We start from the raw sequence: 25,419 nt of genomic DNA on the forward strand, positions 1-25,419 counted from the left end.
AAACCATTGCCCCCCGCATCACCGCGGCCACCAGCGCCATTTCGTCCGATGTGGAAAGCACGGCCAACCGCATGGACACCGCCGTCCGCAGCGCCCTCGAGCAGATCCGTATGGCCGCCAGCAATATCGACCAGCTGGTGTCGGTGAAGGCTGTCGGCGCCGCCGATGCCATCGAAGAGCGCCTGACCACCATCAACCAGTCGGTCGAGACGCACACCAGCCAGTTCGCCAGCCTGGTCATTGAGAAGTCGGCACAGCTGCAGAATGCCCTGGCCAGCCACGGCAATTTGCTGCGCGATGCATTGAGCGAGAATGCCCGCGAAGCCGAAGAGATCATGTCGGTCTCCACCACGCGCATCCTCAGCGACGTCACCAACGCCCTTAACAAGCTCAACGACTCCAACCTGCTGCTGCAGCGGGTGCTGGACGCGTCCACCGCCAATCTGGCGAGCCTGGAAACCAGCGTCGCCCAGCAGACGGCCAATTACTCCAGCACCATGCGCGAGGCCATGGGCCAGACCGAACAGGCCGGCAACATGGTCACCCAGCATGTCGGCGCTCTGCAGAATACCATCCGCAGCATGGTCGATGAGTTCTCTTCCATTCTGGGTCGCCTCGATGCAGAGGCCGCAGGCATCAATCAGGCTGCTCAGACCCTCGACGCATCCAGCTCCATGGCACTGGAGAACCTGGAAGACCGCCGCGGTGCCATGGATGCGCTGGCGCAGAGCTTTGCCGCCCGCGCCGACGATATCGATGGCCGCATGCGCCTGTTCGCCCAGTCCATCGCCGACACGGTCAACGACACCGAACGCCGCCTGATCGGCGCCCGCCGCGCCATGGACGAGGCGCTCAACGCCACGACCCACTCAGTCACCGACGCCCTGAGCCAGACCACGGCCACCGTCACCCAGGCGCTCGAGCAGAACGCAAGCAGTGTCAATGACGCGCTCTATGCCAATAACGAGCGCTTCTCGACCACGCTGCAAAGCAATGTCTCGCAGATGGACAGCGCCGTTCAGCGCGCTGCCGAGGCGGCCGCCGCCGCTCTCAACCAGACCTCGAATTCGGTGCGCATGGCGCTGAGCGAACAATCCAGCCAGGTCAATGCTGCGCTCGAGGACAATGCCAACCGCGTCAGCGATGTTCTGGCCTCCACTGCCGGCAGCGTCACCGACGTGCTCACTTCGACCACCAGCACCCTGGCCGACACCATCTCGGATTCGACCAGCTCGGTGCGCAACGCCATCGCTTCCAATACCGGCCAGCTGCGCCGCGCGCTGGACGAAACGACCGGCGAAGTCACCGGCAAGCTGGGCGAGTTCCATGAGGTTGCCGATAGCGAAGGCCGCCGGGCCAACCAGGCCCTGCAGGAAGCCCAGCAACGCATGGTCGCCGAAATGCAGCGCGCCATCGAGGAAGCCACCCAGCGCTTCGCTGACACCGCCCGCGCCATGCGCGAGACGGCTCGTGAAGTGGGCACCGAACTCGAATCCACCCGCGCCGAACTGGCCCGTGGCGTCAACGAGCTGCCCGAGGAAACCCGCGCCAGCGCCGCCGCCATGCGCCGCGTCGTGGCCGAACAGATCGAAGCGCTCAGCGAGCTCAATGCCATCGTGCGTTCGCAGCCGGCCAGCCATGACCTGACAGACCGCCGCGCCCCCCAGCGGGCATCGCGCCAGCCAGAGCCGCCGGCCTATCAGCCGCCTCCGCGTCAGCCCGAGCCGGCCCGCGAGACCTATCGGGCCGAGCCGCCGCGCCAGACGCTGGTTGATCCGATCCGTGCCAGTGCCGTGATCGAACAGCCCGCTCCGGCGCCCACGCCAGCCCCTACCCCTGCCCCGGCACCCCGCCAGGCGGCCGAAGCCGAAGGCGGTGGCTGGTTGCGCGATGTGCTGCGCAATGCCTCCGCCAAGCAGGCGGGCGGCGCTGCGCCGCAGGCCCTGTCCGGCCTGACCGAGGAAATTGCCCGCTCGATCGACGACGCCGCGCTGAGCGAGGCCTGGGCGCGCTACCAGGCCGGCGAGAGCAATGTCTTCACGCGCCGCATCTATACGCTCACCGGCCAGGGCACCTATGACGAAGTGCGCAAGCGCATCCAGCGCGAACCCGACTTCGCCCGCACCGCCCAGGCCTATATGAGCGAGTTCGAACAACTCCTCAAACGCGCCGCCGCCGGCCCCAACCCGGCCGCCGAAACCCGCGAATATCTGCTCTCGGACAAGGGCAAGGTCTACACCACCCTCGCCCACGCCAGCGGCCGGTTGAACTGATCGCCATTGCCGAAATCAACAAGGGCCCCGGAGCGTTCAGGGGCCCTTTTTCTTGGTGCCAATTGTCTGGCAGTAGCTGGTCGATAAACGATGCCGACCTCGCTCCGCCCGGACCTACTCGACCGCCGCTCCCGGCTCGACGACGGCGCAGGCAATGCGGTTGCCCGAATTGCCGGACGGATCGCTCATCTGGTCGTCAGCGCCTTCGTGGATGACAATGGCCGTGCCGTCTTCATCGAAGAGAGAGCCTTCCTCACCCTGGGTCAAGGTTACGCGGTCTGTGGTCAGGTCCACCCTGACGGTGCCGTCCTCGCCGGCCGTCACATTGGGCATGTCGCCCAGATGCGGCCCTTCCGGGTTATCAAGGCCGTGCTGCATGTCAGTCGGATTGAAGTGGGAACCGGCGCTTTCGAAACCACTCGAGGCATCGCACTCTCCGGTTTGATGGAAGTGGAAACCGTGCTGACCGGGCGAGAGATCACGCAGCCCGCCAGCCAGTGTGACGCTGCCATCCTCATTGGGTGTCAGAGTAACAGAACCCAGCTCATTGCCGTCGGCCCCGACAAAAACGGCAAGGGCACTTTCTCCGCCCAAGGCGTCAGCGCCGCCTTGAGAGGCGTCGTCCTGCCCCATGGCCGGCGTGGCAAGTGCGAATGCAAGGAGCGAGATCAGGTGAAGCTTGGTTCGCATGAGAAGGTCCTTTCGTGTGTTGCGAAGTGACGCTGTTCAGCAACGATCAGCACCCACCCATGTTCCTCCACTCACGACGATTAGCCCATGACACAGATCGCGACCTGCTCCGGCGGTTCCATAAACCCGGCCCGCCGCCTTCCTTAAACATCCACACCCACCAGCTGTCACCCCGGGTCCGCCCCAGGGGCCAATCCAGAGATGGCGCGCGGCGGACACAACAGGCGCGCGACACACTTGGCGTCACCTCAGGATGGGCTCCGGCTTTCGCCGGGGTGACAGCCGGTGATGGCGAATGGGTTTGGGATCACCCCACCCGTCCTTTTATCCCCGGTGCCAAATCCTCCCGCATAATCCCCTCATTCCTCTCGCGATAGGGCGGCCTGCAGCGACCAGTGGCGGGAGGGAAAGCCGGGCATGGGGCAGTCGCGTGCCGTCATGGTCTGGGGGTCGGTCGGTGAGAGTTCGAGCCTGCTGCTGGTTCTTACCAGTAGCTGAAAGCGGGTGCCCAAGGGGTGGCCGCGCCGGACAGCCTTCCAAGTTATCCCCTATCGAGAAATCCCGGCGTTCCGAGACGGTTTTCGTCTCAGTTTTTTAGTTTCAGGGACGAAGACCGTCTCGGGACTCCGCTCTTTTCGTCAAAACCGGAGACGCCTGCGTCGACCGGGGCATCAACGCGTGGCCTTACCAGTGGAGGTGGACATGCACGAACGATCGTGCTGCTACGCCAGCAGCAATTCAGCCGTTTGCTCGTCGGTGATCAGGCCATTGGCCAGGCGCCGCGTGAGCGCGGCGCGGATGGCGGCGGCCTTGGCTGGGCCCATGGCGAGGGCAATGACGCGGCCATTCTCGCGGCTGGGAATGGGCGCGGAGGCCACCCGGTCATTGGTCTGGCCCTCGATCAGCTTGCCTTCGGCATCGAACACCCAGCCGCAGATTTCGCCCACGGCGCCGGCCTTCTGCAGCGCCTTGTGTTCGGCTTCGGAGATGAAGCCGTCGAGCAGTAGTGGCGCATCCGGTCCCAGATGGCCGATGCCGACAAAGGTGATATTGGCGCGGGCCGCGAGATCCAGCGTCGAGGCGATCATGGGCTGGGAGTGGAGCATTTCGCGCTCCTTGGCCGAGGAAGCGATGACCGGCAGGGGCATGGGAAAGCTGCGTGCCTTGACCGTGTCGGCCACGTTGAAGATGACGTTGTAGAACGCGGCGGAACCGTCTGGGGCGATATTGCCGGTCAACGACACTACGGTGTGGTGCGGGCAATCCATGGGCTGGAGCTGTTCGATGGCGGCCTTGAGCGTGCGCCCGGTACCAATGGCAATAATCACCGGGTCCGGGCTGCGCAGGCACCTCTCGATCTCCGCGGCTCCGGCCTCGGCAATGCCGATTGTGGTCGAGGAACTGCCAGGGTCAGACGGCACGACTTCGCAATGGTCGAGCGCGTAGCGGCTGCGCAGCCGTTCGGCCAGGTCCAGGCAATGGCCGATGGGATGATCGAGCCGCACCTTGATCAGGCCCTCGCTGACCGAGAGCGACACCAGGCGTTGCGCCGACTGGCGGGAAATGCCCATCTTGGCGGCGATCTCTTCCTGAGTGTTGCCGGCGACGTAGTAGAGCCAGCCAGCGCGGGCGGCATCGTCCAGCCGGGTCGCGGAATTGTCGTTGCGCGCAGCCATGCGTCCTCTTCCTTTGCGGTAACAGGATTATTCCGATGCGGCTTTCACCTGCAAGGGCAATGGCGCGTCATGATCGGGTCGGCCGTTCGGCCATGTTGGAGAGAGCGTTGCGGATGTCCCGCTCGGTGTCCTTGAGATGGAGGCGCATTGCTTCTCCTGCGGCGCGCGCATTGCCGGCACGAATGGCCTCGAGAATGCGTTGATGCCAGTCAATGGTATCAAGCAGCGTGTGGCCGCGATTGGCGTGACCCCGGCGGCTGATCTGGATGCCGTGCCGAAGGGGTGCGGACATGGCCTCGAACAAATAGCCCAGAATGCGGTTGCCACTGGCCAGGGCCACCGCTTCATGGAAGCCGACATCGAAGTCGTGAAAGCGCCTGTCCGCTTCCGGATCGTCCGCCATGGCCGCTTCGGCGTTTTCGCGCATGCCCTGCAGGGCGCTCTCGATCGCAGCGATGCCGGCGCGATTGGCCCGCTTTGCGGCCAGCGTTGCACTTTGCACCTCCAGCGACAGCCGCACCTCGACCAAGTCGAACAGCCCCTTGGAGTCATTGTGCATCATGGATGTCAGAAAGTCGGCGAAGGCGGCCCCGTCGGGCTCGCGCACCACGGCCTTGCGGCCGCGGGCCACCTCGAGCAGGCCGCGGCCCGCCAGGAGCTTGACCGCCTCGCGGACAGTGAGGCGACTGACCGCGTAGGTTTCGGCCAGCTCAGCCTCGCTTGGCAGGCTGGCGCCCGGCGTCAACTGGGTCAGAATCTGGCGGGCGAGGTCGTCCGCCACGACCTCAACTGCGCTGCCGCGCTCGGACATCGAATTACCTGTTTGCTAACGACGCTCACCAAAAGGTATCAGATACCTTCATTGCGCCATGACCTGCAATGAGGTGCATGGTTGAAGCTCCTCCCAGAGCGAGGCGCACCATAATTGCGTCCGAACTACCCTGCAAGTAGGCCTTGAACTTTATTGCATGAGTCGAAAAATATGCGGGTGGACGCGACTCTCCGCTTTACAGTCCTATCTGATTATCCTAGCTTTCGGCGCGTGGGCTTGGGAGAGTCCATGGCGGCAGCATTGTCGTCCATGCCGGAGGATTTCATGTAGTTCCATGCGGCAATGCCTTCGGGCATTGACCCTTTCGGATGCGGCGCAAGCCGGTGGTCGAAGGTGCGGCTTTGAGGCCGGGCCCGGGCTGCCTGAACTTTCCGAACCCAACAGGCCAACAACAACCAATCTCGAAAGTTTTTAGGGAGTCGAGACGTGAAGGTTCTCAAATCAATTGCGACGCTGTTCGCTGCGGGTGCGCTGGTCGCCACCGCCGTCACCGGCGCGTTTGCGCAGGACAAGGGACAGATCGGCATCGCCATGCCGACGCAGTCGTCGCTGCGCTGGATCTCGGACGGTAACGAGCTGAAGTCCGCGCTCGAAGGCATGGGCTACACCGTCGACCTGCAGTTCGCGGAAGATGATATCCCGAACCAGCTGGCCCAGATCGAAAACATGGTCACCAAGGGCGTGAAGGCTCTCGTGATTGCTTCGATCGACGGCACCACCCTTTCGGCCGTGCTGCAGCAGGCTGCCGACCAGGGCGTCAAGGTCATCGCCTATGACCGCCTGATCCGCGAAAGCGCCAATGTCGACTACTACACCACCTTCGACAACTTCCAGGTCGGTGTGCTCCAGGCCAACAGCCTGGTGAAGGGTCTTGAAGAGCGCTTCGGCGACCAGAAGCCCTGGAATGTCGAGCTGTTTGGCGGTTCGCCGGACGACAACAATGCCTTCTTCTTCTATGACGGCGCCATGGCCGTTCTGCAGCCGATGATCGACAGCGGTGACATCGTCATCAAGTCGGGCCAGATGGGCATGGAACAGGTTGGTACCCTGCGTTGGGACGGTGCTGTTGCTCAGGCCCGCATGGACAACATTCTGTCGGCCAACTACTCGGACGGCAGCCGTGTCCACGGCGTGCTGGCTCCCTATGATGGCCTGTCTCGCGGCATCATCTCGTCGCTCCGCGGCGTTGGCTATGGCTCGGGCGACCTGAGCTGGCCGATCATCACCGGCCAGGACGCGGAAACCCCGTCGGTCAAGGCGATCATCGCCGGTGAGCAGTACTCGACCGTGTTCAAGGATACCCGCGAACTGGCCCAGTACACCGCTCAGCTGATCGACACCGTGCTGTCTGGCGAAGAGCCGGGCGGTCTGGACACCACCACCTATGACAATGGCGTCAAGGTTGTGCCCTCGATCCTGCTGACCCCGTACGAAGTTGACATCACCAACTACGAAGAGCGCGTTGTCGCTTCGGGCTACATCAAGGCCGAAGAACTGCAGTAAGCTGCATGACCGGTGAGGGGTCCCGCCGAGGCGGGGTCCCTTATTGGACAATTTCACCAGGCCCGCTGGCCGTCCTCGTGGCGACCAGCGGGCCGGGTTCACGAGGGGAAGCCCGAAGGAACCCGTTGTCGGTCACTGAAATGACAGGGTCAGCATGACCAAGACCATTCTGGAGATGCGCAGCATCACCAAGACTTTCCCCGGCGTGAAGGCGCTGTCGGACGTCAATCTGGACGTGCGCGAGGGCGAGATTCACGCCATCTGCGGCGAGAACGGCGCAGGCAAGTCCACGCTGATGAAGGTGCTCAGCGGCGTTTATCCGTCGGGCTCCTATGAAGGGCAGATCATCTACCGGGGTGAAGAGCAGCACTTCAAATCGATCAGCGATAGCGAGCACAAGGGCATCGTTATCATCCATCAGGAACTGGCGCTGGTCCCGCTGCTTTCGATCGCCGAGAACATTTTCCTCGGCAATGAGCAGGCCAAGAACGGCGTCATCGACTGGGATGAGACCCGGGACGGCGCGCGCAAGCTGCTCAAGATGGTGGGCCTGAACGAAGACCCCGACACGCTGATCACCAATATCGGTGTGGGCAAGCAGCAGCTTGTCGAGATCGCCAAGGCGCTCTCCAAGCAGGTGCAATTGCTCATTCTGGACGAGCCGACCGCCTCGCTCTCGGAAAAGGACAGCCAGGCGCTGCTCGATCTGCTGCTTGAATTCAAGAAGCAGGGCATCACCTCGATCATCATCAGCCACAAGCTGAACGAGATTTCCCGTATCGCCGACCGCGTGACGGTCATCCGCGACGGCCGGGCCATCGAGACGATGAACACCGAGGATATCACCGAGGACCGCATCATCACCTCCATGGTGGGTCGGGCCCTGAACGATCGCTATCCCCCGCGCACGCCCAAGGTTGGCGACGTGGTGCTGGAAGTGAAGAACTGGAATGTCTTCCATCCGCAGCATCGCGAGCGGCAGATCATCCGCGACGTCAACATCAATCTGCGCAAGGGCGAAGTGGTTGGCATTGCCGGGCTGATGGGGTCGGGACGCACCGAATTCGCCATGAGCCTGTTCGGTAAGTCCTATGGCCAGAAGATTTCCGGCGAGGTGTTCATCAACGGCAAGAAGGTGGATACGTCCACGGTTGATAAGTCGATCCGTAACGGCATTGCCTATGCCACCGAGGATCGCAAGACCTACGGGCTCAACCTGATCGACCACATCAAGCACAACACCACCATCGCCAATCTGATGGGCGTGTCGCGCTGGGGTGTGATCGACGATCTGGCCGAGCTCGACGCAGCCAATGATTATCGCAAGAAGACCAACATCCGGTCGTCCAGCGTCTATCAGGTGGTGGGCAATCTGTCGGGCGGTAACCAGCAGAAGGTCGTGCTCAGCAAGTGGCTCTACGCCAATCCGGATGTGCTGATTCTGGATGAGCCGACGCGCGGTATCGACGTTGGCGCCAAATATGAAATCTACACGATCATCAACCAATTGGCCTCCCAGGGGAAAGCCATCCTGGTGATCTCCTCGGAAATGCCGGAGCTGCTCGGCATCACCGATCGTCTTTATGTTATGAATGAAGGCCGCATCGTGGGAGAAATGCCCACCAGCGACGCGAGCCAGGAAAAGATCATGCGCTCCATCGTGCGCGCCGAAGGAAAGGCATCATGACCACCGAAACTGCACCGACCGGAACCGGTTCCGCGGCCCAGCCGGCTCAGGCCCATGAACTGACGCTGATTGGCGCCCTGCGCGCCAATATGCGCGACTATGGCCTGCTGCTCGCGCTGATCCTCATTATGCTGTTCTTCCAGTATTTCACCAATGGCGTGCTGTTCAAGCCGGTCAACCTGACCAATATCATCCTGCAGAACAGCTACATCATCGTGATGGCGCTGGGCATGTTGCTGGTCATCGTGGCCGGCCATATCGATCTGTCGGTTGGCTCGGTCTCGGGCTTCATCGGCGCTCTGGCGGCCATGCTGATGGTCGGCTGGGACCTGCCGCCGGAGCTGGCCTTCCTCGCCAATCCGATCGTGGCCGGTGCCATCTGCCTGCTCGCCGGTGCGGTGATCGGCGCGGCGCAGGGCTACCTTATTGCCTATTACAAAATCCCGGCGTTCATCGTGACGTTGGCTGGCATGCTGATCTTCAAGGGGTTGTCGCTGGCTATCCTGGCGGGCAAGTCGGTTGGACCGTTCCCGGCCGAGTTCCAGATGTTGTCCGCAGGCTTCATCCCCGATCTGATCGGTCCGATCACCATGCCCTGGCTGGCCGAGAACGGCCAGAATGTCGTGCTGCATTCTACCACCATGGTCATCGCGATCCTTGCCATTGTCGGCATGATCTTCTTTGCCATTCGTGGCCGGGCCCGCCGCATCGCTCGTGGCTATGACGTCGAACCGTTCAGCCTGTTCGTCATCAAGAACGTGGTGATCGCGGCGCTGGTGCTGTTCTTCGCCTATATGCTCGCTTCCTATCGCGGCCTGCCCAATGTGCTGGTGGTGATGGGTGTGCTGATTGCCTTCTTCGTTTTCATGACCAAGAGGCTGACCTTCGGCCGCCGCATCTACGCCTTGGGCGGCAATCTCAAGGCGGCAGCGCTTTCGGGCATCAAGACCGAACGGACTACCTTCTATATCTTCGCCATCATGGGCGCCCTGGCCGCGCTGGCCGGCATGATCTATGCCGCTCGCCTCAACTCGGCGACGCCGAAAGCGGGGCAGGGGCTGGAACTGGACGTGATCGCGGCCGTGTTCATCGGCGGCGCCTCGGCGCTGGGCGGTGTTGGCCAGGTGGCGGGCGCAGTGATTGGCGCCTTCATCATGGGTGTCATGAACAACGGCATGTCGATCATGGGCGTCAACATCGATTGGCAGCAGATGATCAAGGGTGTGGTGCTGCTGGCCGCCGTGTTCTTCGACCTCTACAACAAGAACCGCTCAGCCTGACCTGACAGGCAGAGTATTCGAGGCCGCCGGAGCGATCCGGCGGCCTTTTGTTTTGGCTGGCGCTAAAGGTTCAGGCTGCTGAAACGACCGCCATGCAGGAAGATGGCTCGATCGAACACATTCAGGTCCAGCGGGTTTGGTAGGCGGATGTCGGCCGGTCCGGGCAGCCCATTGAGGATGGGATCGAAGCGGCGGTCGATCTGGCACACGAAGGCCACAACATGGCCCTGGCTCCGGGCAAAGTTCGCCAGTGTCTCCACCTGTTCCTGAAGGGGCGGGTTTGAGCGCTTCTGGTCGAGCAGCTGCAGATAGTCCACGGCGATGAAAGCTCCCCGCTGCGAGGGGCCGAGCCGGGCGATGATATGCGCTGCCGAGACAGAGTCTGAGCAATCGACTGTCAGGTGGCGCGCGAGGTCTGCGGGCATGGTAGCCAACCTTGCCGCAATATCGGCCTCCGTATAGTCCAGCGAAAAGAAATACGCCGTGCGTCCCTGTGCGACGGCAGATAGAGCCAGGCGCAAGGCGAGTATTGTTTTGCCCTGCAGGGGGCGAGCGGCGAGCAGGACCAGAGCCCCGGGCGCGAAGGATTCCAAGAGCGTGGCGGGATCGGATGATGCCTGGGTGTGCTTGGCAGCGAGCAGACTCCAACTGGAGTAGCCTTCGCTGGCGGCAATCTGGTCGAGCGCTGCATGAAGCGGGATGGCTTCTGTTCGTGCATGCTCACGGGCGGCGCGTTTGAGACGATGAATAGGCGCAGAGGTGCGCATGATTTGCTCCAGTCGTTGCTGGCTCCGGCAATCCCTCCTTTTGCCGTCGCACGACGGGGCTGATCTGAAGCGAAAGACCCTGCAGGACAGCTGCTTTCCCGTTTGGAGGGGGGAGGCGTGGATCGCGCCGACCGCCATGCTAGCTGATTCCCGCCGCGCAGTACGAGCTGGGTTGACGGGGTGCCTAATATGTAACAATAATTGTTACATATTGTGTTGGAGTTCATGATGCAAGCTGTCAACGCCTACGCCCAAAATGCGCTCATACAGGTCCCGGGGTTGGAGGGATTGCACCGCATGACCGATATCCTGTTGTCCGAACGCGTGCCGGAAAACGGAAGGGTGCTGGTGCTGGGAGCCGGCGGCGGCATGGAGCTTGCGAACCTGGCAAAGGCGCACGCCCATTGGACATTCGAAGGTGTGGATCCTTCCCAATCCATGCTTGATGCCGCGCGATTGGCAACCTCCGCGCATGCGGACCGCATCTGCCTTCATCACGGAACCATTTCGGGGGCCTCGAGCGGACCGTTCGATGGTGCCACATGCCTGCTGACGTTTCACTTCATACCGTTGGCTGAGCGCCTCGACACATTGAAGGCTTTGCGTCAGCGACTGCGTTCCGGGGCGCCACTGGTGCTGGCCCATATGAGCTTTGCTCAGGACGACGCCAGTCGCGATCTCTGGATGAAGCGGCACGCGGCTTTCGCCATCTCAAATGGCGTGGATCCCGCGCAGGCAGACGCAGGCCGGGTGGCCATGTTGGAGCGCCTGCATCTGCTGGCACCAGAAGCCGAGGAGGCCATGCTCGCCCAAGCGGGGTTTTCCGGGATCAGCCTGTTCTTTGCCGGCTTCGATTTTCGTGGCTGGGTGGCCTATGCTGGCTAGAAACCTGGCCTAGACCTCGATCTCGGCATTGGGATGCGCGCCCCATTCGGCCCAGGACCCGTCATAAACGGCTACATCCTTTGCCCCCGCCTGTTCCAGTGCCAGCGCCAAGGTGACGGCGGTGATGCCGGAGCCACAGGAGGTAATGATCGGCCGCGTCAGGTCGATGCCGCGATCGGCGAAGATTGCCTGTAGTTCCCCCGATGATTTGAGCTTGCCGTGTTCGGTCAGGAGATTGGAGGGTACGTTGAGGCTACCGGGAATGTGGCCGGGCTTCAGTCCCTTGCGCGGTTCCGGTACCTCGCCATGGAACCGGGGAGCAGGGCGGGCGTCGATCACCTGGCTTTGCTGCGTGCGCAGATTGCTGACCACCGTGTCGAAGTCCACCACGGCATCGGGGTCAAATTGGACATCGAAGCGAACCTTGTCGCGCCGGACCAGCCCAGCCTCGACGGGACGGCGTTCGGCGCGCCATTTCGGCCCGCCGCCTTCGAGGATATGGACTTTGTCCGCCCCGAACAGTCGAAAGGTCCACCAGGCGCGCGGGGCGCTGAACAGGCCAAGCTCATCGTAGACGACGATCGCATGGTCTTGGGATATGCCCAATGCCCCGACGGACCTGGCAAAGTCCGCAGGCGCAGGGAGCATGTGAGGAAGGTCGGTCTGGGTGTCCGCAATGCCGTCAATATCGAAAAACGCTGCCCCCGGAATATGCCCGGCAAGATACTCCGCCTGCGCATTCCGGGCCGCGTTCGGCATGTGCCAGCTCGCATCGACGACTACGACATCCGGGTCTGAAAGGTGCGCTGCCAGCCAGTCAGTTGAAACGAACGGATTGTCCAAGTTGCGACTCCCTCTTTGCCGAGAGAATGATCTGGCATGCAGGCGCGGTCAAACCACAATTCGAGGACCGGTGGCCGGTCGGGCACCTGCTTTTCCTGGTATGGCGCGAAGGTCTGCCTCAGGCGCCCAGGGCGAGAACGTCGCGCGAGGCGAGGTGCAGGGTGACAGCATCACCGCGCTGGGGCGGCGTGGAATTGGCGTTGAAGGTGTCGATGCTGAGGCGGACGTCGGCGACATCGACCTTGAGCCGCAATACCGAGCCCATGAAGCCGATATCGGAGACGATACCCGACAGGGTGGTGTCGGTATCGGGACGCTGCGTGAGGGAGATCAGTTCCGGCCGAATGGCCCGATCGGGGCCAAAGCTGGCGGCCGGCAGGGTGTTGAGATGGCCCACGAAGGTAGCGGCAAACCGGGTGGAGGGACGGTTGTAGATGTCGTGAGGCGTGCCGAGCTGTTCGATATTGCCGGCGTTCATGACCACGATGCGGTCGGAGATGGACAGGGCCTCTTCCTGGTCATGGGTGACGAAGACAGTGGTGATGCCCAACTCGCGCTGGATGGCGCGGATTTCCTCACGCAGGGACACACGGATCTTGGCATCCAGCGCTGAAAGCGGCTCATCAAGCAGCAGCAGTCTGGGACGGGGGGCGATGGCACGGGCGAGGGCCACGCGCTGCTGCTGGCCGCCGCTCATCTCATAAGGGAAGCGCTTCTCGAAGCCGGGCAAGCCGATGAGCTTGAGCATTTCTTCAACGCGGGCGCGCCGCTGTTCCCGGCCCAGACCGGCGACCTTGAGGCCGAAGCCGATATTGTCCCCCACGGTGAGATTGGGGAACAAGGCATAGGCTTGGAACACCATGCCGAGGCGGCGCTGATTGGGCCTCAGGGCCGTAATGTCTTCGCCATCGACCTGGATCGTGCCCGAGCTAGGTGTCTCGAAGCCCGCGATCATGCGCAGGATGGTAGTCTTGCCACAGCCTGACGGGCCCAGCAGGGATATGAACTCGCCCTTGGAGAAATCGAAGCTGACGCCCTTCACAACGGCGTTCGTGCCATAGTGCTTGGTCAGGCCTTCAACGCGAAGGAAGTGCTGGTCGCTCATGGGTTTCAATCCGTGACGGGGGCGGAGCGCGGCGCAAAACGCGCCAGAAGCTGAATCATGCCCATGGCCCCCCAGGTGATGATGAAGGAGATGATGGCCAGGGCAGAGGGCTCATAGGCCCGGTTGGCGCCGATATTCTGGAGATAGGGCCCAAACGCGGGCCGGTTCAGCAGGCTCGCAATGGTGAATTCGCCGATGACGATGGCGAAGGTCAGGAACGCGCCGGACAGCACCGCGACGAGAATATTGGGCAGGATGATCGATGTGATGATGCGAAGCGTGTCGGCGCCCATGATCTGCGCCGCCTCGGTCAGCGTCTTGACATCGATGGCCCGCATGCCGGTATCGACGGCGCGATACATATAGGGCATGGCCAAGGTGACATATCCGCAGATAAGCAGGATGTCGGTGCCCAGCGCCGAGCCGGTGAACGGCACGATCGAGCTCGAATTGTAAAGCCGGATATAGCCGTAGACGAGCACGATGGCTGGAATGATCAGCGGCAGGAGCGTGATGAATTCCATGAGCGGCCGCAGGTGCGGCAAGCGCAGGCGCACGAAATAGACTGCCGGAACCACGACGACGATGCCAACCACGATGGCGAAGACACCGATCAGCGCCGAATAGGCAAAGGTTGCCTGGAAGGCCGGGTCGGAAAAGACGGAGCCATAGCTGTCGAAGCTGTAATAGCCGCGCCGCATCTTAAGCGAGAACTCGAAGGTGGCGATCAGGGGCACCAGGAAATAGGCGGCGCCCAGGGTGAAGACCAACCAGGGCCAGAATTTCCGGGGCTTCATCGCATCCACCTTTCGGCGCGAGCTGAGATCACCAGATAGATGATGTTGGCGAGCGCGGTGATGGCGATCATGCCCAGGGCAAGGGCCGCCCCGAGGCCGGGGTTCTGCAGGGCGTCCCCGCGGATTTGGGCGTAGAGCAGGATGGGCACGATGTTCAGTGAGGAGCCGGTCAAGGCGTAGGCGGTCGCAATCGCGCCGAAGGCATTGGCGAACAAAAGGCTCAGCGTGCCCAGGAAACTGGGCCACAGGATGGGGAAGCCGACATAGAGCCAGAACTGCAGCGCACTCGCCCCCAAGGTTTGCGAGGCCTCACTCCACTCCTTTTTGAGCCCGTCGATCGCCGGGGCGATCATCAGGATCATCAGGGGAATCTGGAAATAGAGATAGGTGAGGGTGAGACCCCAGAAGGACAGGACATTGAAGCCGGCGCGGTAGATATCGAAGTCGAAAACGGTCTTGAGAATGATGGTGACCAGCCCGAGGCGCCCCAGCGTGGAAATGAAGGCGAACGCCAAAGGCACGCCAGCAAAATTCGATGCTACTCCAGAGAAGGTCATGACGGTCGACCGAAGGCCGTCGGGCAGACGGCCGCGGATGATGGCCAGGGCAATGGCCAGCCCGGCAATGGCGCCCAGCAGTGCGGAAGCACCGGATATACGAATGGAAATCCAGTAGGCCGCCAGGATCTGGTCAGTGAAAAGACCGGCGATATTCTCAAGTGTGAACTGGCCGTCGCGGCCGACAAAGGCCGCGCCGACCAGATAGAGGGTCGGCAGGATCAGGAACATCACGGCGAAGATGACGAAGGGGGCAACGCCAAGCCACTCGAAAGTGAAGCGTCTGGTTGGGCGTGGTGGTGCAACTGTCTCTGTCATGACGTGCCGCTGAAGCAGGAAGGGGCCCGCCTAGGCGGACCCCAAATCCCTTATTCGGAGACGTTGGCGCCGACGGTGGAGTCCCAGCCGGTGGTGATCACTTCCTTGGCGGCGTTCTGCTGCTCGATGGTTGGGAACACGGCCTTGGCATAGGCTTCGGCGGGCGGCAGGGCGTCGAGCAGATCTTGCGGGATGGCGCCGGCTTCGGCCAAGGCGTTGAAGCGGATCGGATGGCAATAGCCTTCCAGCCAGAGGAGCTGACCTTCGTCCGAATAGAGATACTCCATCCAGAGCTTGGCGGCATTCGGGTGCGGGGCGTGGGCGGAAATCGCCTGCACATAGACACCGGCGACAACGCCATTGGCAGGGACCACGATCTCGGCCTGCGGGTTGCCCTCAAAGCTGTCGCGCCAGGCCAGCAGATTGTAGTCCCAGGCGATCAGGACCGGCGAGGTGCCTTGGGCAACCGAAGCGGCCTTGCCGATGACGGGCACGAAATTGCCGGCGTCGTTCACGGCCTTGAAGAAGTCGAGGCCGGCCTGGGCGGCGCCTTCGTCCGAACCGGTCTGGGCGTGGCCAGCGGCATAGACGGCCTGGATGGCCTGATTGGAGGCGCGCGGGTCACCGGCCAGGGCAACCGAATTGGCGTATTCGGGCTTGGTCAGGTCGGACCAGTCGGTGGGCAGGGTGGAAACAAGGTCAGTGTTCACCAGCATGGCCATGGCGCCGTAGTAGTCGCCATACCAATAGCCTTCAGCGTCCTTGGCGTCGGCCGGGATGTCATCCCAGGTGGAGACCATATAGGGCTGCAGCAAGCCTTCTTCCTTGGCCTGCGGGCCGAAGGCGAGACCGATATCGAGCACGTCGGGAGCCTGCGGGCCCATATTGCCGATATTGGCGCGGACGGCTTCAAGCTCGTCGGCAGAGCCGGCATCAGGGTTCAGTTCGTTGACGGTGATGCCCGGATACTTGGCCTTGAAGCCCTCGATCACCTTGCCATAGCCGCACCAGGAATGGGGCAGGGCGATGGTCGTCAGCATGCCCTCGGCCTAGGCGGCTTCGTAGAGCGCATCGATGTCGGTTTGTGCGAAAGCAGGGGCGGTCAGGCTGAGTATGGTCAGCAGCGATACCGAGGCGGTGAGCGCGGACTTGAAGGTCATGTTTGATATCCCTCGTGATGACGATCGCACGCCCGGAAAGCGGCGAATGGCGAGGGATTATTCGGCGGCCATGTCAGTCCGATAACGTTTCCATGACGGATTTACGACGCAGGCAGCGCATTCACAGGGTGCGCGGCGCGGGGCCGGAGCTTTCGCGCAGCACCAGCTCGACAGGCCAGAGTTCATGCACCTCTGCGGCTGACTTGCCTGCCAAGATCTGCATGATGAGTTCGGCAATGCGGGTGCCGGCCTGGCGGATCGAGGAGCGGGTTGTCGACATTGTGGGATACATGTTGTCGGCGTTGAGATAGGGAAACACGTCATCATGAGCGATCATGGAAACGTCGCTTCCCAGATGCAGTCCGGCCTGACGGATGGCGCGGAAGACGCCCAACGCGGTCATCATCGATCCGGCCAGAAATGCGGTGGGGCGTGGTCGGAGTTCGAGCATGGCCTGGGCCATGCGGAAGGCTATTTCGTCCGTGAAGGCCGAATTGCCCACCAGTGCCGGATCCGCATTCAGTCCGCGAGCGGTCAGTGCGGCCCGATAACCGATCTCGCGATGCTCGGCAAAGGTGCGGCCCCTGACGCCATTGAGGAGCGCAATGCGCCGATGCCCAAGGTCGAGCAAATGGCTGGTGGCGCGCTCGAGGGCGCTGGTATTGTCGATGTCGAGCCAGGCGACTGGCTGACCAATATTGGTGCGGCCGTGAAGCACGAAGGGGATTTTGAGTTCCATCAGCAATTCGGCACGTTCGTCGCTGACGGTCGGCGAATGCAGGATGACTGCGTCAACCTTCTGACTGGCGGCGAGGCGTCGATAGGCGGCCAGTTCCTCCTGATGATTGGCGACCGTTGAGACTAACATGTCGATTTCCTGGCTGGCCATATAGCTGCCGACGCCCGAAAGAAACTCGGACATATGCGGCCCCAGTTCATCGGCACCACGCAGGACCAGGCCGACCGCGCCAGCGCGGCCGGTGGCCAGCCTGAGGGCGCTGGCATTGGGGCGATAGCCGAGCAGATTGGCAGCCTCCGCAACCCGGCGGCGGGTGGCTTCGTTGACTTCCGGATAGCCGTTGAGCGCACGGCTGACCGTGGTTTGCGACAGGCCGAGGTGTTCGGCGAGGTCTTTCAGTCTCATAGCGGCGATACGGCCCATGCGGTTGGATATCCCGTCAGCTCTCCGCAGGGCGCGCGAATAACCCGGTTGTTCCAGCCATTAGGGCAGGCGGCACCCTTTGAACAGGGGGCTCAGCCTTTCTCCTCCCAAAGGCATTCAAAGCGATTTCAAATTTTGAAGCAAGCCCCTGCAATCGTTTCAGTTGCGTGAGGTTCGTACATCACTGGTTTTACGAGTGAATTTGGGACGCCATTCTCAGCCAGAGCAACAAGTTATTGAAGTTAAATGTGAATTTCCGATGGTCTGGAAAAAGTTCGATATTTCCTTCTGGCGAGCGCTTGACAGTTTTTGAGGGCTCTGGTTCCTTATCTTCCAAAGCGCTTTCAAACTGAACGCCCTAGAACGGTTCGGTGGGGTGCTTTTGAGGGGGAGGAATGTCTGGTCCGGCGCAGTTGCGCAGGGCCTGAACAGTGTGCCTCTCCCGCGACGTATTATTCTCGGGAGGATTTCTAATGAAATTGAAGACGCTGCTCGTTTCGATGATGGCGAGCGTAACCCTGGTGGCCGGCGCCGCCCAGGCGGCCGAATTGTCGATTGTGTCGGGCGACACCGGCAACGGCCTGGCCTTCCTGCGTAGCCAGCTCGATCGTTTCGAAGCTGAAACCGGTCACACCGTCACGGTCGTGCCCATGCCCTCGTCCACCACCGACCAGTTCGGCCAGTATCGTCTGTGGCTTGCCGCCGGCAATACGGACATCGACGTCTATCAGACCGACGTGATCTGGGCGCCGCAATTGGCTGATCAGTTCCTCGATCTGACCGAGGCTGCTGCCGACGTCGTCGATCAGCACTTCCCCTCGATCATCGAGTCGCAGACTGTGGACGGCAAGCTCGTCGCCCTGCCGGCTTTCACCGATGCGCCGGCCCTCTACTACCGCAAGGACCTGCTGGAGAAATACGGCAAGGAAGTTCCCACCACCTGGTCCGAGCTGGAAGCGACCGCCAAGGAGATCATGGACGCCGAGCGCGCTGCCGGTAACTCCGAAATGTGGGGCTTCGTGTTCCAGGGCAATGCCTATGAAGGCCTGACCTGCGATGCTCTGGAATGGGTCGTGTCCAATGGCGGCGGCCAGATCGTCGAGCCCGATGGGACCATCTCGATCAACAATGAGCAGGCTGCTGCTGCGATTGATCGCGCTGCGGGTTGGGTCGGCACCATCGCGCCGGAAGGCGTGCTGGGGTACATGGAAGAAGAGAGCCGCGGCGTGTGGCAGCTTGGCAATGCCGTGTTCCACCGCAACTGGCCCTACGCTTACTCGCTCGGCAATGGCGACGATTCTGCCGTGAAGGGCCTGTTTGACGTGGCACCGCTGCCAATGGGTGATGGCGAAGGTGCGCGCTCGGCCGCTACATTGGGTGGCTGGAACGTTGCTGTGTCCAAGTACTCGCAGGACCCGGAAGCGGCCATTGAACTGGCCAAGTTCCTGGCCTCGGCGGATGTTCAGAAGGAACGCGCTCTGAGCCAGTCCAACCTGCCCACCATCGAAGCGCTCTATGACGATGCCGACATCGCGGCCGCTCAGCCGATCATCCCGAACTGGAAGGAAATCTTCCAGAACGCGGTGCCGCGTCCGTCCGCTCCGACCAAGACCGACTACAACGAGGTTTCCTCGCTGTTCTGGAGCGCGGTGCATGACACCCTGTCCGGCAATGGTTCTGCTGCGGAGAACCTCGAAATCCTCGAGGCCGATCTGCAGGATCTGAAGGGCGACGCCTGGTAAGTCCTCCCGGCGGCCTTAGCAGGGCGGGCGGCCGGGGTTTACCCTGCCGCCCGCTCGGCAATTCTAAATACACTGGGGGAGGAGAACGAATATGGCGACCGACGCCATGGCGCCGATAACATCGGCGAGCACACCCAAGATCAAGTCGGAACTCTTGCAGCAGCGCGTCCGCGCCGCTCGCTGGTTCCTGGTTCCGATGTTGATCGCCTTGGCGATCGTGGCCGGCTGGCCGCTGATGCGCTCGATCTGGTTCTCCTTCACGGATGCGACCCTCAATGATCTCTACGGAGCCGAATGGGTCGGCTTCGGCAATTATCTGCGCTGGCAGGTGCTGGAAAGCGGCACTGTGCGCTATCGCGGCGTGCTGGCAGATCCTGATTGGTGGAACGCCGTCTGGAACACAGTGCGTTTTGCTTTCTGGTCGGTGCTCTGGGAAACCGTTCTGGGCATGATCGTGGCGCTGGTACTTAATGCCGAGTTCCGCGGCCGGGGCATCGTGCGTGCTGCCATCCTCATTCCGTGGGCCATTCCCACCATCGTTTCCGCCCGCATGTGGGGCTGGATGCTCAATGACCAGTTCGGCATCATCAACGATCTGGGCATGAAGCTGGGGTTGCTTGCGGCGCCGGTGGCCTGGACGGCTTCGGCCGACACGGCCATGACCGCAGTGCTGATCGTCGACATCTGGAAGACGACACCCTTCATGGCGCTATTGATCCTGGCCGGCCTGCAGATGATCCCCAAGGACATTTACGAGGCCGCCGAGATTGACGGCGTGCATCCGGTCAAGCAGTTCTTCAAGATCACATTGCCGCTGGTGCGCCCCGCGCTGATGGTGGCGATCATCTTCCGCGTGCTCGATGCGTTGCGCATTTTCGACCTGATCTATGTGCTGACGCCCAATTCGCGCTCAACCAAGACCATGTCCGTGCTGGCGCAGGAGAACCTGTTCCAGTTCAACAACTTCGCCGAGGGATCGACGCAGTCCACCCTGCTGTTCCTGCTGATCGCGATCTTCACCATCCTCTATATCTGGCTGGGCAAGGTGAATTTTGAAGGGGGAGACCGATAATGGGCACGACCTTCGATCTTTGGAAATTCACCAAGTCGGCAGCGTTCTATGCGCTGGTGCTGTTCATCGTGGTGGTGTCGGTCTTTCCGTTCTACTACGCCATTCTGACCAGCCTGAAATCCGGTACCGACCTGTTCCGAGTGACTTACTGGCCGACCTCGCTGAGCTTTGACAATTTCCGGCAGGTCTTCACGCAGGGCGCTTTCCCGCGCAATCTGCTGAACTCGGTCTTTGTCGCCACGGTCACGGTGATCCTGGCGCTGTTCCTGGCGGTCACCGCATCATTCGCGCTGAGCCGCGTGCGGTTCCGTGGCCGCGGCCTGTTGCTGATGACCATTCTGGCCGTGTCCATGTTCCCGCAGATCGCGGTGCTGGCGGGTCTGTTCGAAGTGATCCGGTTCCTCGGCATCTACAATACGCCCTGGGCGCTGATCTTCGCCTATACCATCTTCACCCTACCGTTCACCGTCTGGGTGCTGACCACGTTCATGCGGGACCTGCCGGTGGAAATTGAGGAAGCGGCCATCGTCGATGGAGCGACGCCATGGGTCATCATCACTCAGGTATTCATGCCGCTGATGTGGCCGGCTCTGGTGACCACGGGCCTGTTGGCCTTCATCGCGGCCTGGAACGAGTTCCTGTTCGCGCTGACCTTCACTGTCTCGAACGAAACCCGAACCGTGCCGGTGGCTATCGCCCTGCTCTCGGGCGGTTCTCAATATGAAATCCCGTGGGGCATCATCATGGCGGCTTCGGTGGTCGTGACCGTACCGCTGGTGGCCCTGGTGCTGGTGTTCCAGCGCAAGATCGTGTCCGGTCTGACCGCCGGCGGCGTCAAAGGATAAGGAGAAGCCAAAATGGCATCAATCGAACTGCGCAATATCCGGAAGTCCTTCGGCGCCGTGAACGTCATCAAGGGCGTGGACCTGGAAGTCCGCAAGGGCGAGTTCATGGTCTTTGTCGGCCCGTCGGGCTGCGGCAAGTCCACGCTGCTGCGACTGATCTCCGGCCTTGAAGACATTACTTCAGGCGAAATGCTGTTTGACGGCAAGGTGGTCAATGCGCTGACCCCGTCCAAGCGGGGCATTGCCATGGTGTTCCAGTCCTATGCGCTCTACCCGCATATGACCGTCTACGAGAACATGGCGTTCGGACTGAAGCTTGAAAAGGGCCATAGCAAGGAAGCCATTCGTCAGCGCGTTGAAAAGGCCGCCGACATGCTGCAGATCCGGCAATATCTGGATCGCCTGCCCAAGCAGCTTTCGGGCGGTCAGCGCCAGCGCGTCGCCATCGGCCGTGCCATTACCCGCGATCCCAAGGTCTTCCTGTTCGACGAGCCCCTCTCGAACCTGGACGCGGCCTTGCGTGTGGCCACGCGCATCGAGATCGCCAAGCTGCATGAAGGCATGCACGACGTCACCATGATCTACGTGACCCATGACCAAGTGGAGGCCATGACCCTGGCCGACCGCATCTGCGTGTTGCGCGACGGGCTGGTCGAGCAGGTGGGCACGCCCATGGAGCTTTATGAAAAGCCCGACAGCATTTTCGTGGCCGGTTTCATCGGCTCGCCCAAGATGAATTTCCTCACCGGGGAAAAGGCCGCCGCCTTCAATTGCACCACGCTGGGTATCCGGGGCGAGCATATGCTGGTCAAGCCTGACGGCATCTGGGAGGGCGAGGTCATCCACACCGAAAACCTCGGTGCGGACACCTATGTCTATCTCGAAATGGGGCAGGAAGAGCCGATCGTGGTTCGCCTCGAAGGCGCCATGCAGCACCCCAGCGGATCAAAGCTGCGGGTGTCGCCCATGGAGGATCGCATCCACCGTTTCGATGAGGCCGGCAAGCCGATCCGCTGAGCAACAATTCCATGGTGATGGCCCGGAGGGCCTCACCCCAATCGAACAGCGCAGCCTTTGACGGGAACCTCGGTAGAGCACATGGGGTTCCCGACTACGTGGGAACGGCGCAAAGTATGAACACACCCGGCCCCTCCCTGCCGGGTCTAGATTATTAGGAGACTATCATGGCAATCCGTACCCTGGTGTGGGGCGAGAATGTTCACGAGCAGAAGAACAAGGTCGTCGCCGAAAATTACCCCAACGGCATGCATAACCAGATCGCTTCGCTGCTGCGGCAAGATGCCAATCTGGAGGTCAAGACCACCACGCTGCAGGAACCCGAACATGGCTGCACCGAAGAGGCGCTGGCCAATACGGACGTGCTGCTGTGGTGGGGTCACGCTGCCCATGACAAGGTGGACGATGCCGTGGTCAAGCGCGTCATGGAGCATGTCTGGCAGGGCATGGGCCTGATCGTGCTGCATTCGGGGCATCACTCCAAGGTCTTCAAGGGCCTGATGGGCGCCCCGGCCAACCTGCATTGGCGTGAGGCGGGTGAGCGCGAGCGCTTGTGGGTGGTCAATCCCGGACATCCCATCGCCAAGGGCCTGCCGGCCTATTTCGAGCTTGAATATGAAGAGATGTATGGCGAGCCCTTCACCGTGCCGGAGCCGCTGGAAACAGTGTTCGTGTCCTGGTTCCAGGGTGGCGAGGTGTTCCGCTCCGGCCTGACCTACCGTCGCGGTGCTGGCAACATCTTCTATTTCCGTCCGGGTCACGAGACTTATCCCACCTACCATGACGCCAATGTGGGCAAGGTGCTGCGCAATGCGGTCAACTGGGCCTATCAGGGGGAGCGGCATGCACACTTGATGAAGGCGCCGAATACACCGGTCGGCGAAGCGATCGAGAAGATCGAGGAGCGTGGCGCGAAACTCTCGGCCGCCGATCACGCCGGCGAAGTGAAAAGCTGACCTAAAAGCGCGGGGGTCTTGCCTGGAAAGGGAAGACCTTCGATCAAGCAAACAGGCGTTCCTGCCCAGGCAGGAACGATCCGATCCAGAGACAACTGACGAACGGCCGTCAGCGACGGCCAAGGATTTGAAATATGCGTATCCTCATTCTGGGTACCGGCGGCATGGCCAATACGCATGCCAAGAATTTTGCCAGTATCGAGGGGGTCACCCTCGCTGGCGGGGTGGATGTGGATCCCGCCCGCGTCGAGGCCTTCTGTGCTGCGCACAATATTGAGCGCGGCTTTGGCTCGCTCGATGCGGCATTGGCCTGGGGCGAATTCGACGCCGTCGCCAATGTCACGCCAGATAGTGTGCACTATCCCACCACCATGGCGGCACTGGCGGCCGGCAAACATGTGTTCTGCGAGAAGCCGCTGGCCACCGACCATGCCCGCGCCATGGAAATGACGGAGGCAGCCGAGCGGCTGGGCCTCGTCAACATGGTCAATTTAACCTATCGCAATGTCGCGCAACTGCAGAAAGCCCGCGAGATCGTGCAGTCCGGCCAGGTCGGCACCGTCAAGCATTTCGAGGCGAGCTATCTGCAGAGCTGGCTGGTTTCGCGCGCCTGGGGCGATTGGCGCACCGAGAGCCAGTGGCTCTGGCGCCTCAGCAAGAAGCATGGCTCAAACGGCGTGCTGGGCGATATCGGCGTCCATATCCTGGACTTTGCCGCCTATGGCGCAGGCAGCGACTTCTCCAAGGTGTTCTGCCGGCTGGAGACTTTCGACAAGGCGCCTGGCAACAAGATCGGCGAATATGACCTCGATGCCAATGACAGCTTCGCCATGACGGCGCAGCTTGAGAACGGTGCGCTGGGTGTGGTCCATGCGTCGCGCTGGGCAACCGGTCACTTCAACGAACTCCGCCTGCGCGTCTATGGCGAACTGGGCTCGGTGGAAGTGCAGCACCGCCACGATTGGTCCAAGCTCTATGCCTGCCTGGGTGCGGACGCGGAAACCGGGACCTGGACCGAGGTGGAGGTTGATCCGGTGCCCACCAATTACGAGCGTTTCGTGGATGCCTGCCGCGACGGCCAGAACCGGGAGCCAAGCTTCCGGCATGCGACCAACATCCAAAAAGTGCTGGATCTGGCAACGGTTACCGACCGCGAGCGGGCAGAGCACAAGGTCTGACAGCCGTAATCAAGAAGGGCCCCGTTGAACGGGGCCCTGTTTTTCTGGCCTGTGCGTACGATCAGGCGCGGTCGTCCACATAGACGATCAGCGAGCCATCAGCCTTCGACTTCACGCTCACGACATCCGCGACAGCATAACCTTCGGCCTCGAGCTTTGCCGTGATCGCGCTATTGCCTTCAACGCGCGAATGCAGGCCGGCCTGCGCATCGGCATTGGCGCTGAGCTCGGTGTCCAGTGCGGCCGCCTCGGTGGCAGCATCACCCTGCAGGGACGACAGTGTCACAATGGTGATCTGGGACTGGTCGGTGACGCTGGAAAGGTCCAGATCGGCCGATCCCTTGATCGAGGCGATCACAGAGCCATAGGTGTTGTCTGCCACATCACCGTCGACATTGGCTGCCGCATTGGCGCTGGTGGCTGCGTTTGCTTCGGCGCCGGCATTGGTGTCTGCGCCCATGCCGGTGTCGGAATTGGCGCCCGCGTCAAGGCTCGGGGTATCCACGGAAACACCGGCGTCGACGCCGACCTGGGCGTCCTGCGCAATGGCGGTGGAGGCGAGAAGAGCAGCAATGGCAGATGCAATAATGGTCTTTTTCATAATGGGACTCCTGAATGTGGGTTGTGCCCCCCACTTGAACAGGCAGACAACGGAACCTTCCGCGGAAGGTTGCCGCGCCCCGTTCACATCTCGACATCAAATTTTTCGCCGCGCTTGCAACTGCCTGGATGCATTCCAATTTGTGTGAGGAAAGCAGGAGCGTTACATGAGCATTGTCTGGGCCATCATCGTCGGCTTCTTTGCCGGCCTCATCGCCAAATGGATCACGCCAGGAGACAACAAGCCTTCCGGGTTCATTCTCACGACCGTGCTGGGCATTGTCGGTTCTGTGCTGGCGACCTGGCTCGGGCAGCAGATTGGCTGGTTCGGTCCCGATGACAGCGCCAACTTCATCGGCGCCATACTGGGCGCCGTGATCATCCTGCTGGCCTGGGGGCAATTGGCGCGGCGGGCCTGAGGACGGATCACGCACGAGAAAGGGCGCCCGAAGGCGCCCTTTCTGTGCCGAATAT

21 protein-coding genes and 2 pseudogenes are annotated in these 25,419 nt (G+C 61.8%); 12 read left to right on the forward strand and 11 right to left on the reverse strand.

Features of this window, described 5'->3' with window-relative positions:
* A partial coding sequence (locus QZ564_RS02950; protein WP_297104337.1) for a hypothetical protein occupies window positions 1-2,273 on the forward strand: 2,273 nt, incomplete at its 5' end.
* 114 nt (window positions 2,274-2,387) lie between these two features.
* Here QZ564_RS02950 and QZ564_RS02955 read toward each other — a convergent pair.
* The 3 genes from QZ564_RS02955 to QZ564_RS02965 all read right to left on the reverse strand — a co-directional run bounded on the left by QZ564_RS02955 (window position 2,388) and on the right by QZ564_RS02965 (window position 5,450).
* The gene (locus tag QZ564_RS02955) at window positions 2,388-2,963 is read right to left on the reverse strand and encodes a superoxide dismutase family protein (RefSeq protein ID WP_297104340.1); all 576 of its coding nucleotides are present in this window, start codon (window positions 2,961-2,963) and stop codon (window positions 2,388-2,390) included.
* 722 nt (window positions 2,964-3,685) lie between these two features.
* Window positions 3,686-4,639 carry a sugar-binding transcriptional regulator gene (locus tag QZ564_RS02960; protein ID WP_297104343.1) on the reverse strand — a complete coding sequence of 318 codons (954 nt, stop codon included), beginning with the start codon at window positions 4,637-4,639 and terminating at the stop codon, window positions 3,686-3,688.
* A 67-nt stretch (window positions 4,640-4,706) separates the two neighbouring features.
* On the reverse strand, window positions 4,707-5,450 hold the full coding sequence (locus tag QZ564_RS02965; protein WP_297104346.1) for a FadR/GntR family transcriptional regulator: 744 nt from the start codon (window positions 5,448-5,450) through the stop codon (window positions 4,707-4,709).
* A gap of 447 nt (window positions 5,451-5,897) precedes the next feature.
* On the opposite strand from QZ564_RS02965, the gene chvE reads away from it, so the two are divergent.
* The 3 genes from chvE to mmsB all read left to right on the forward strand — a co-directional run bounded on the left by chvE (window position 5,898) and on the right by mmsB (window position 9,941).
* Window positions 5,898-6,974, forward strand: coding sequence for a multiple monosaccharide ABC transporter substrate-binding protein (gene chvE / locus QZ564_RS02970; RefSeq protein WP_297104349.1), 1,077 nt, complete (start codon window positions 5,898-5,900; stop codon window positions 6,972-6,974).
* A 154-nt stretch (window positions 6,975-7,128) separates the two neighbouring features.
* Entirely contained in the window at window positions 7,129-8,661 is a 1,533-nt protein-coding gene (gene mmsA, locus QZ564_RS02975; RefSeq protein WP_297104352.1) for a multiple monosaccharide ABC transporter ATP-binding protein, read from the forward strand.
* An 89-nt stretch (window positions 8,662-8,750) separates the two neighbouring features.
* Window positions 8,751-9,941 (forward strand): multiple monosaccharide ABC transporter permease, encoded by a 1,191-nt coding sequence (mmsB, locus tag QZ564_RS02980; RefSeq protein WP_297104653.1) that lies wholly within the window; start codon window positions 8,751-8,753, stop codon window positions 9,939-9,941.
* A gap of 62 nt (window positions 9,942-10,003) precedes the next feature.
* On the opposite strand, the gene QZ564_RS02985 is transcribed toward mmsB, so the two are convergent.
* The gene (locus tag QZ564_RS02985; protein ID WP_297104354.1) at window positions 10,004-10,708 is read right to left on the reverse strand and encodes a DNA helicase; all 705 of its coding nucleotides are present in this window, start codon (window positions 10,706-10,708) and stop codon (window positions 10,004-10,006) included.
* A gap of 297 nt (window positions 10,709-11,005) precedes the next feature.
* Here QZ564_RS02985 and QZ564_RS02990 point away from each other — a divergent pair, with 297 nt between their 5' ends.
* Window positions 11,006-11,593: a class I SAM-dependent methyltransferase gene (locus QZ564_RS02990; RefSeq protein WP_297104357.1), complete on the forward strand. Its 588-nt coding sequence runs from the start codon at window positions 11,006-11,008 to the stop codon at window positions 11,591-11,593.
* Window positions 11,594-11,602: 9 nt separating this feature from the next.
* On the opposite strand, the gene sseA is transcribed toward QZ564_RS02990, so the two are convergent.
* The 6 genes and pseudogenes from sseA to QZ564_RS03020 all read right to left on the reverse strand — a co-directional run bounded on the left by sseA (window position 11,603) and on the right by QZ564_RS03020 (window position 17,517).
* A complete protein-coding gene (gene sseA / locus QZ564_RS02995) occupies window positions 11,603-12,436 on the reverse strand; it encodes a 3-mercaptopyruvate sulfurtransferase (RefSeq protein ID WP_297104360.1) in 834 nt (277 codons plus the stop codon).
* Between the two features lie 118 nt (window positions 12,437-12,554).
* Window positions 12,555-13,541: an ABC transporter ATP-binding protein gene (locus tag QZ564_RS03000; protein ID WP_297104363.1), complete on the reverse strand. Its 987-nt coding sequence runs from the start codon at window positions 13,539-13,541 to the stop codon at window positions 12,555-12,557.
* Window positions 13,542-13,546: 5 nt separating this feature from the next.
* Window positions 13,547-14,338, reverse strand: a complete 792-nt coding sequence (locus QZ564_RS03005) for an ABC transporter permease subunit (protein ID WP_297104366.1) — start codon at window positions 14,336-14,338, stop codon at window positions 13,547-13,549.
* A pseudogene (locus QZ564_RS03010) lies at window positions 14,335-15,162 on the reverse strand (ABC transporter permease subunit); the annotation flags it as partial. The gene QZ564_RS03005 and the pseudogene QZ564_RS03010, both read right to left, overlap by 4 nt.
* 101 nt (window positions 15,163-15,263) lie before the next feature.
* Window positions 15,264-16,373: pseudogene (locus QZ564_RS03015) on the reverse strand (ABC transporter substrate-binding protein).
* A gap of 121 nt (window positions 16,374-16,494) precedes the next feature.
* Window positions 16,495-17,517 carry a substrate-binding domain-containing protein gene (locus tag QZ564_RS03020; protein WP_297104656.1) on the reverse strand — a complete coding sequence of 341 codons (1,023 nt, stop codon included), beginning with the start codon at window positions 17,515-17,517 and terminating at the stop codon, window positions 16,495-16,497.
* A gap of 491 nt (window positions 17,518-18,008) precedes the next feature.
* Here QZ564_RS03020 and QZ564_RS03025 point away from each other — a divergent pair, with 491 nt between their 5' ends.
* From QZ564_RS03025 to QZ564_RS03050, 6 genes are all read left to right on the forward strand, one after another.
* Window positions 18,009-19,277 carry an ABC transporter substrate-binding protein gene (locus QZ564_RS03025; protein WP_297104372.1) on the forward strand — a complete coding sequence of 423 codons (1,269 nt, stop codon included), beginning with the start codon at window positions 18,009-18,011 and terminating at the stop codon, window positions 19,275-19,277.
* Window positions 19,278-19,368: 91 nt separating this feature from the next.
* Window positions 19,369-20,349: a sugar ABC transporter permease gene (locus QZ564_RS03030; RefSeq protein ID WP_297104375.1), complete on the forward strand. Its 981-nt coding sequence runs from the start codon at window positions 19,369-19,371 to the stop codon at window positions 20,347-20,349.
* The gene (locus QZ564_RS03035) at window positions 20,349-21,194 is read left to right on the forward strand and encodes a carbohydrate ABC transporter permease (protein ID WP_297104378.1); all 846 of its coding nucleotides are present in this window, start codon (window positions 20,349-20,351) and stop codon (window positions 21,192-21,194) included. The genes QZ564_RS03030 and QZ564_RS03035 overlap by 1 nt, the downstream gene beginning before the upstream one ends.
* Before the next feature lie 12 nt (window positions 21,195-21,206).
* The gene (locus QZ564_RS03040; protein ID WP_297104382.1) at window positions 21,207-22,211 is read left to right on the forward strand and encodes an ABC transporter ATP-binding protein; all 1,005 of its coding nucleotides are present in this window, start codon (window positions 21,207-21,209) and stop codon (window positions 22,209-22,211) included.
* 167 nt (window positions 22,212-22,378) lie between these two features.
* Window positions 22,379-23,167 (forward strand): ThuA domain-containing protein, encoded by a 789-nt coding sequence (locus QZ564_RS03045; protein WP_297104385.1) that lies wholly within the window; start codon window positions 22,379-22,381, stop codon window positions 23,165-23,167.
* A gap of 134 nt (window positions 23,168-23,301) precedes the next feature.
* Window positions 23,302-24,345 (forward strand): Gfo/Idh/MocA family oxidoreductase, encoded by a 1,044-nt coding sequence (locus QZ564_RS03050; protein ID WP_297104387.1) that lies wholly within the window; start codon window positions 23,302-23,304, stop codon window positions 24,343-24,345.
* Between the two features lie 61 nt (window positions 24,346-24,406).
* Here the strand turns inward: QZ564_RS03050 and QZ564_RS03055 are convergent, their stop codons facing one another.
* On the reverse strand, window positions 24,407-24,946 hold the full coding sequence (locus QZ564_RS03055) for a hypothetical protein (RefSeq protein ID WP_297104389.1): 540 nt from the start codon (window positions 24,944-24,946) through the stop codon (window positions 24,407-24,409).
* Window positions 24,947-25,112: 166 nt separating this feature from the next.
* On the opposite strand from QZ564_RS03055, the gene QZ564_RS03060 reads away from it, so the two are divergent.
* Complete coding sequence (locus tag QZ564_RS03060; RefSeq protein ID WP_297104392.1) at window positions 25,113-25,364, forward strand: GlsB/YeaQ/YmgE family stress response membrane protein; 252 nt, start codon at window positions 25,113-25,115, stop codon at window positions 25,362-25,364.
* Window positions 25,365-25,419 lie beyond the last annotated feature (55 nt).

This window comes from uncultured Devosia sp. (assembly GCF_913055165.1).
GTDB lineage: Bacteria > Pseudomonadota > Alphaproteobacteria > Rhizobiales > Devosiaceae > Devosia.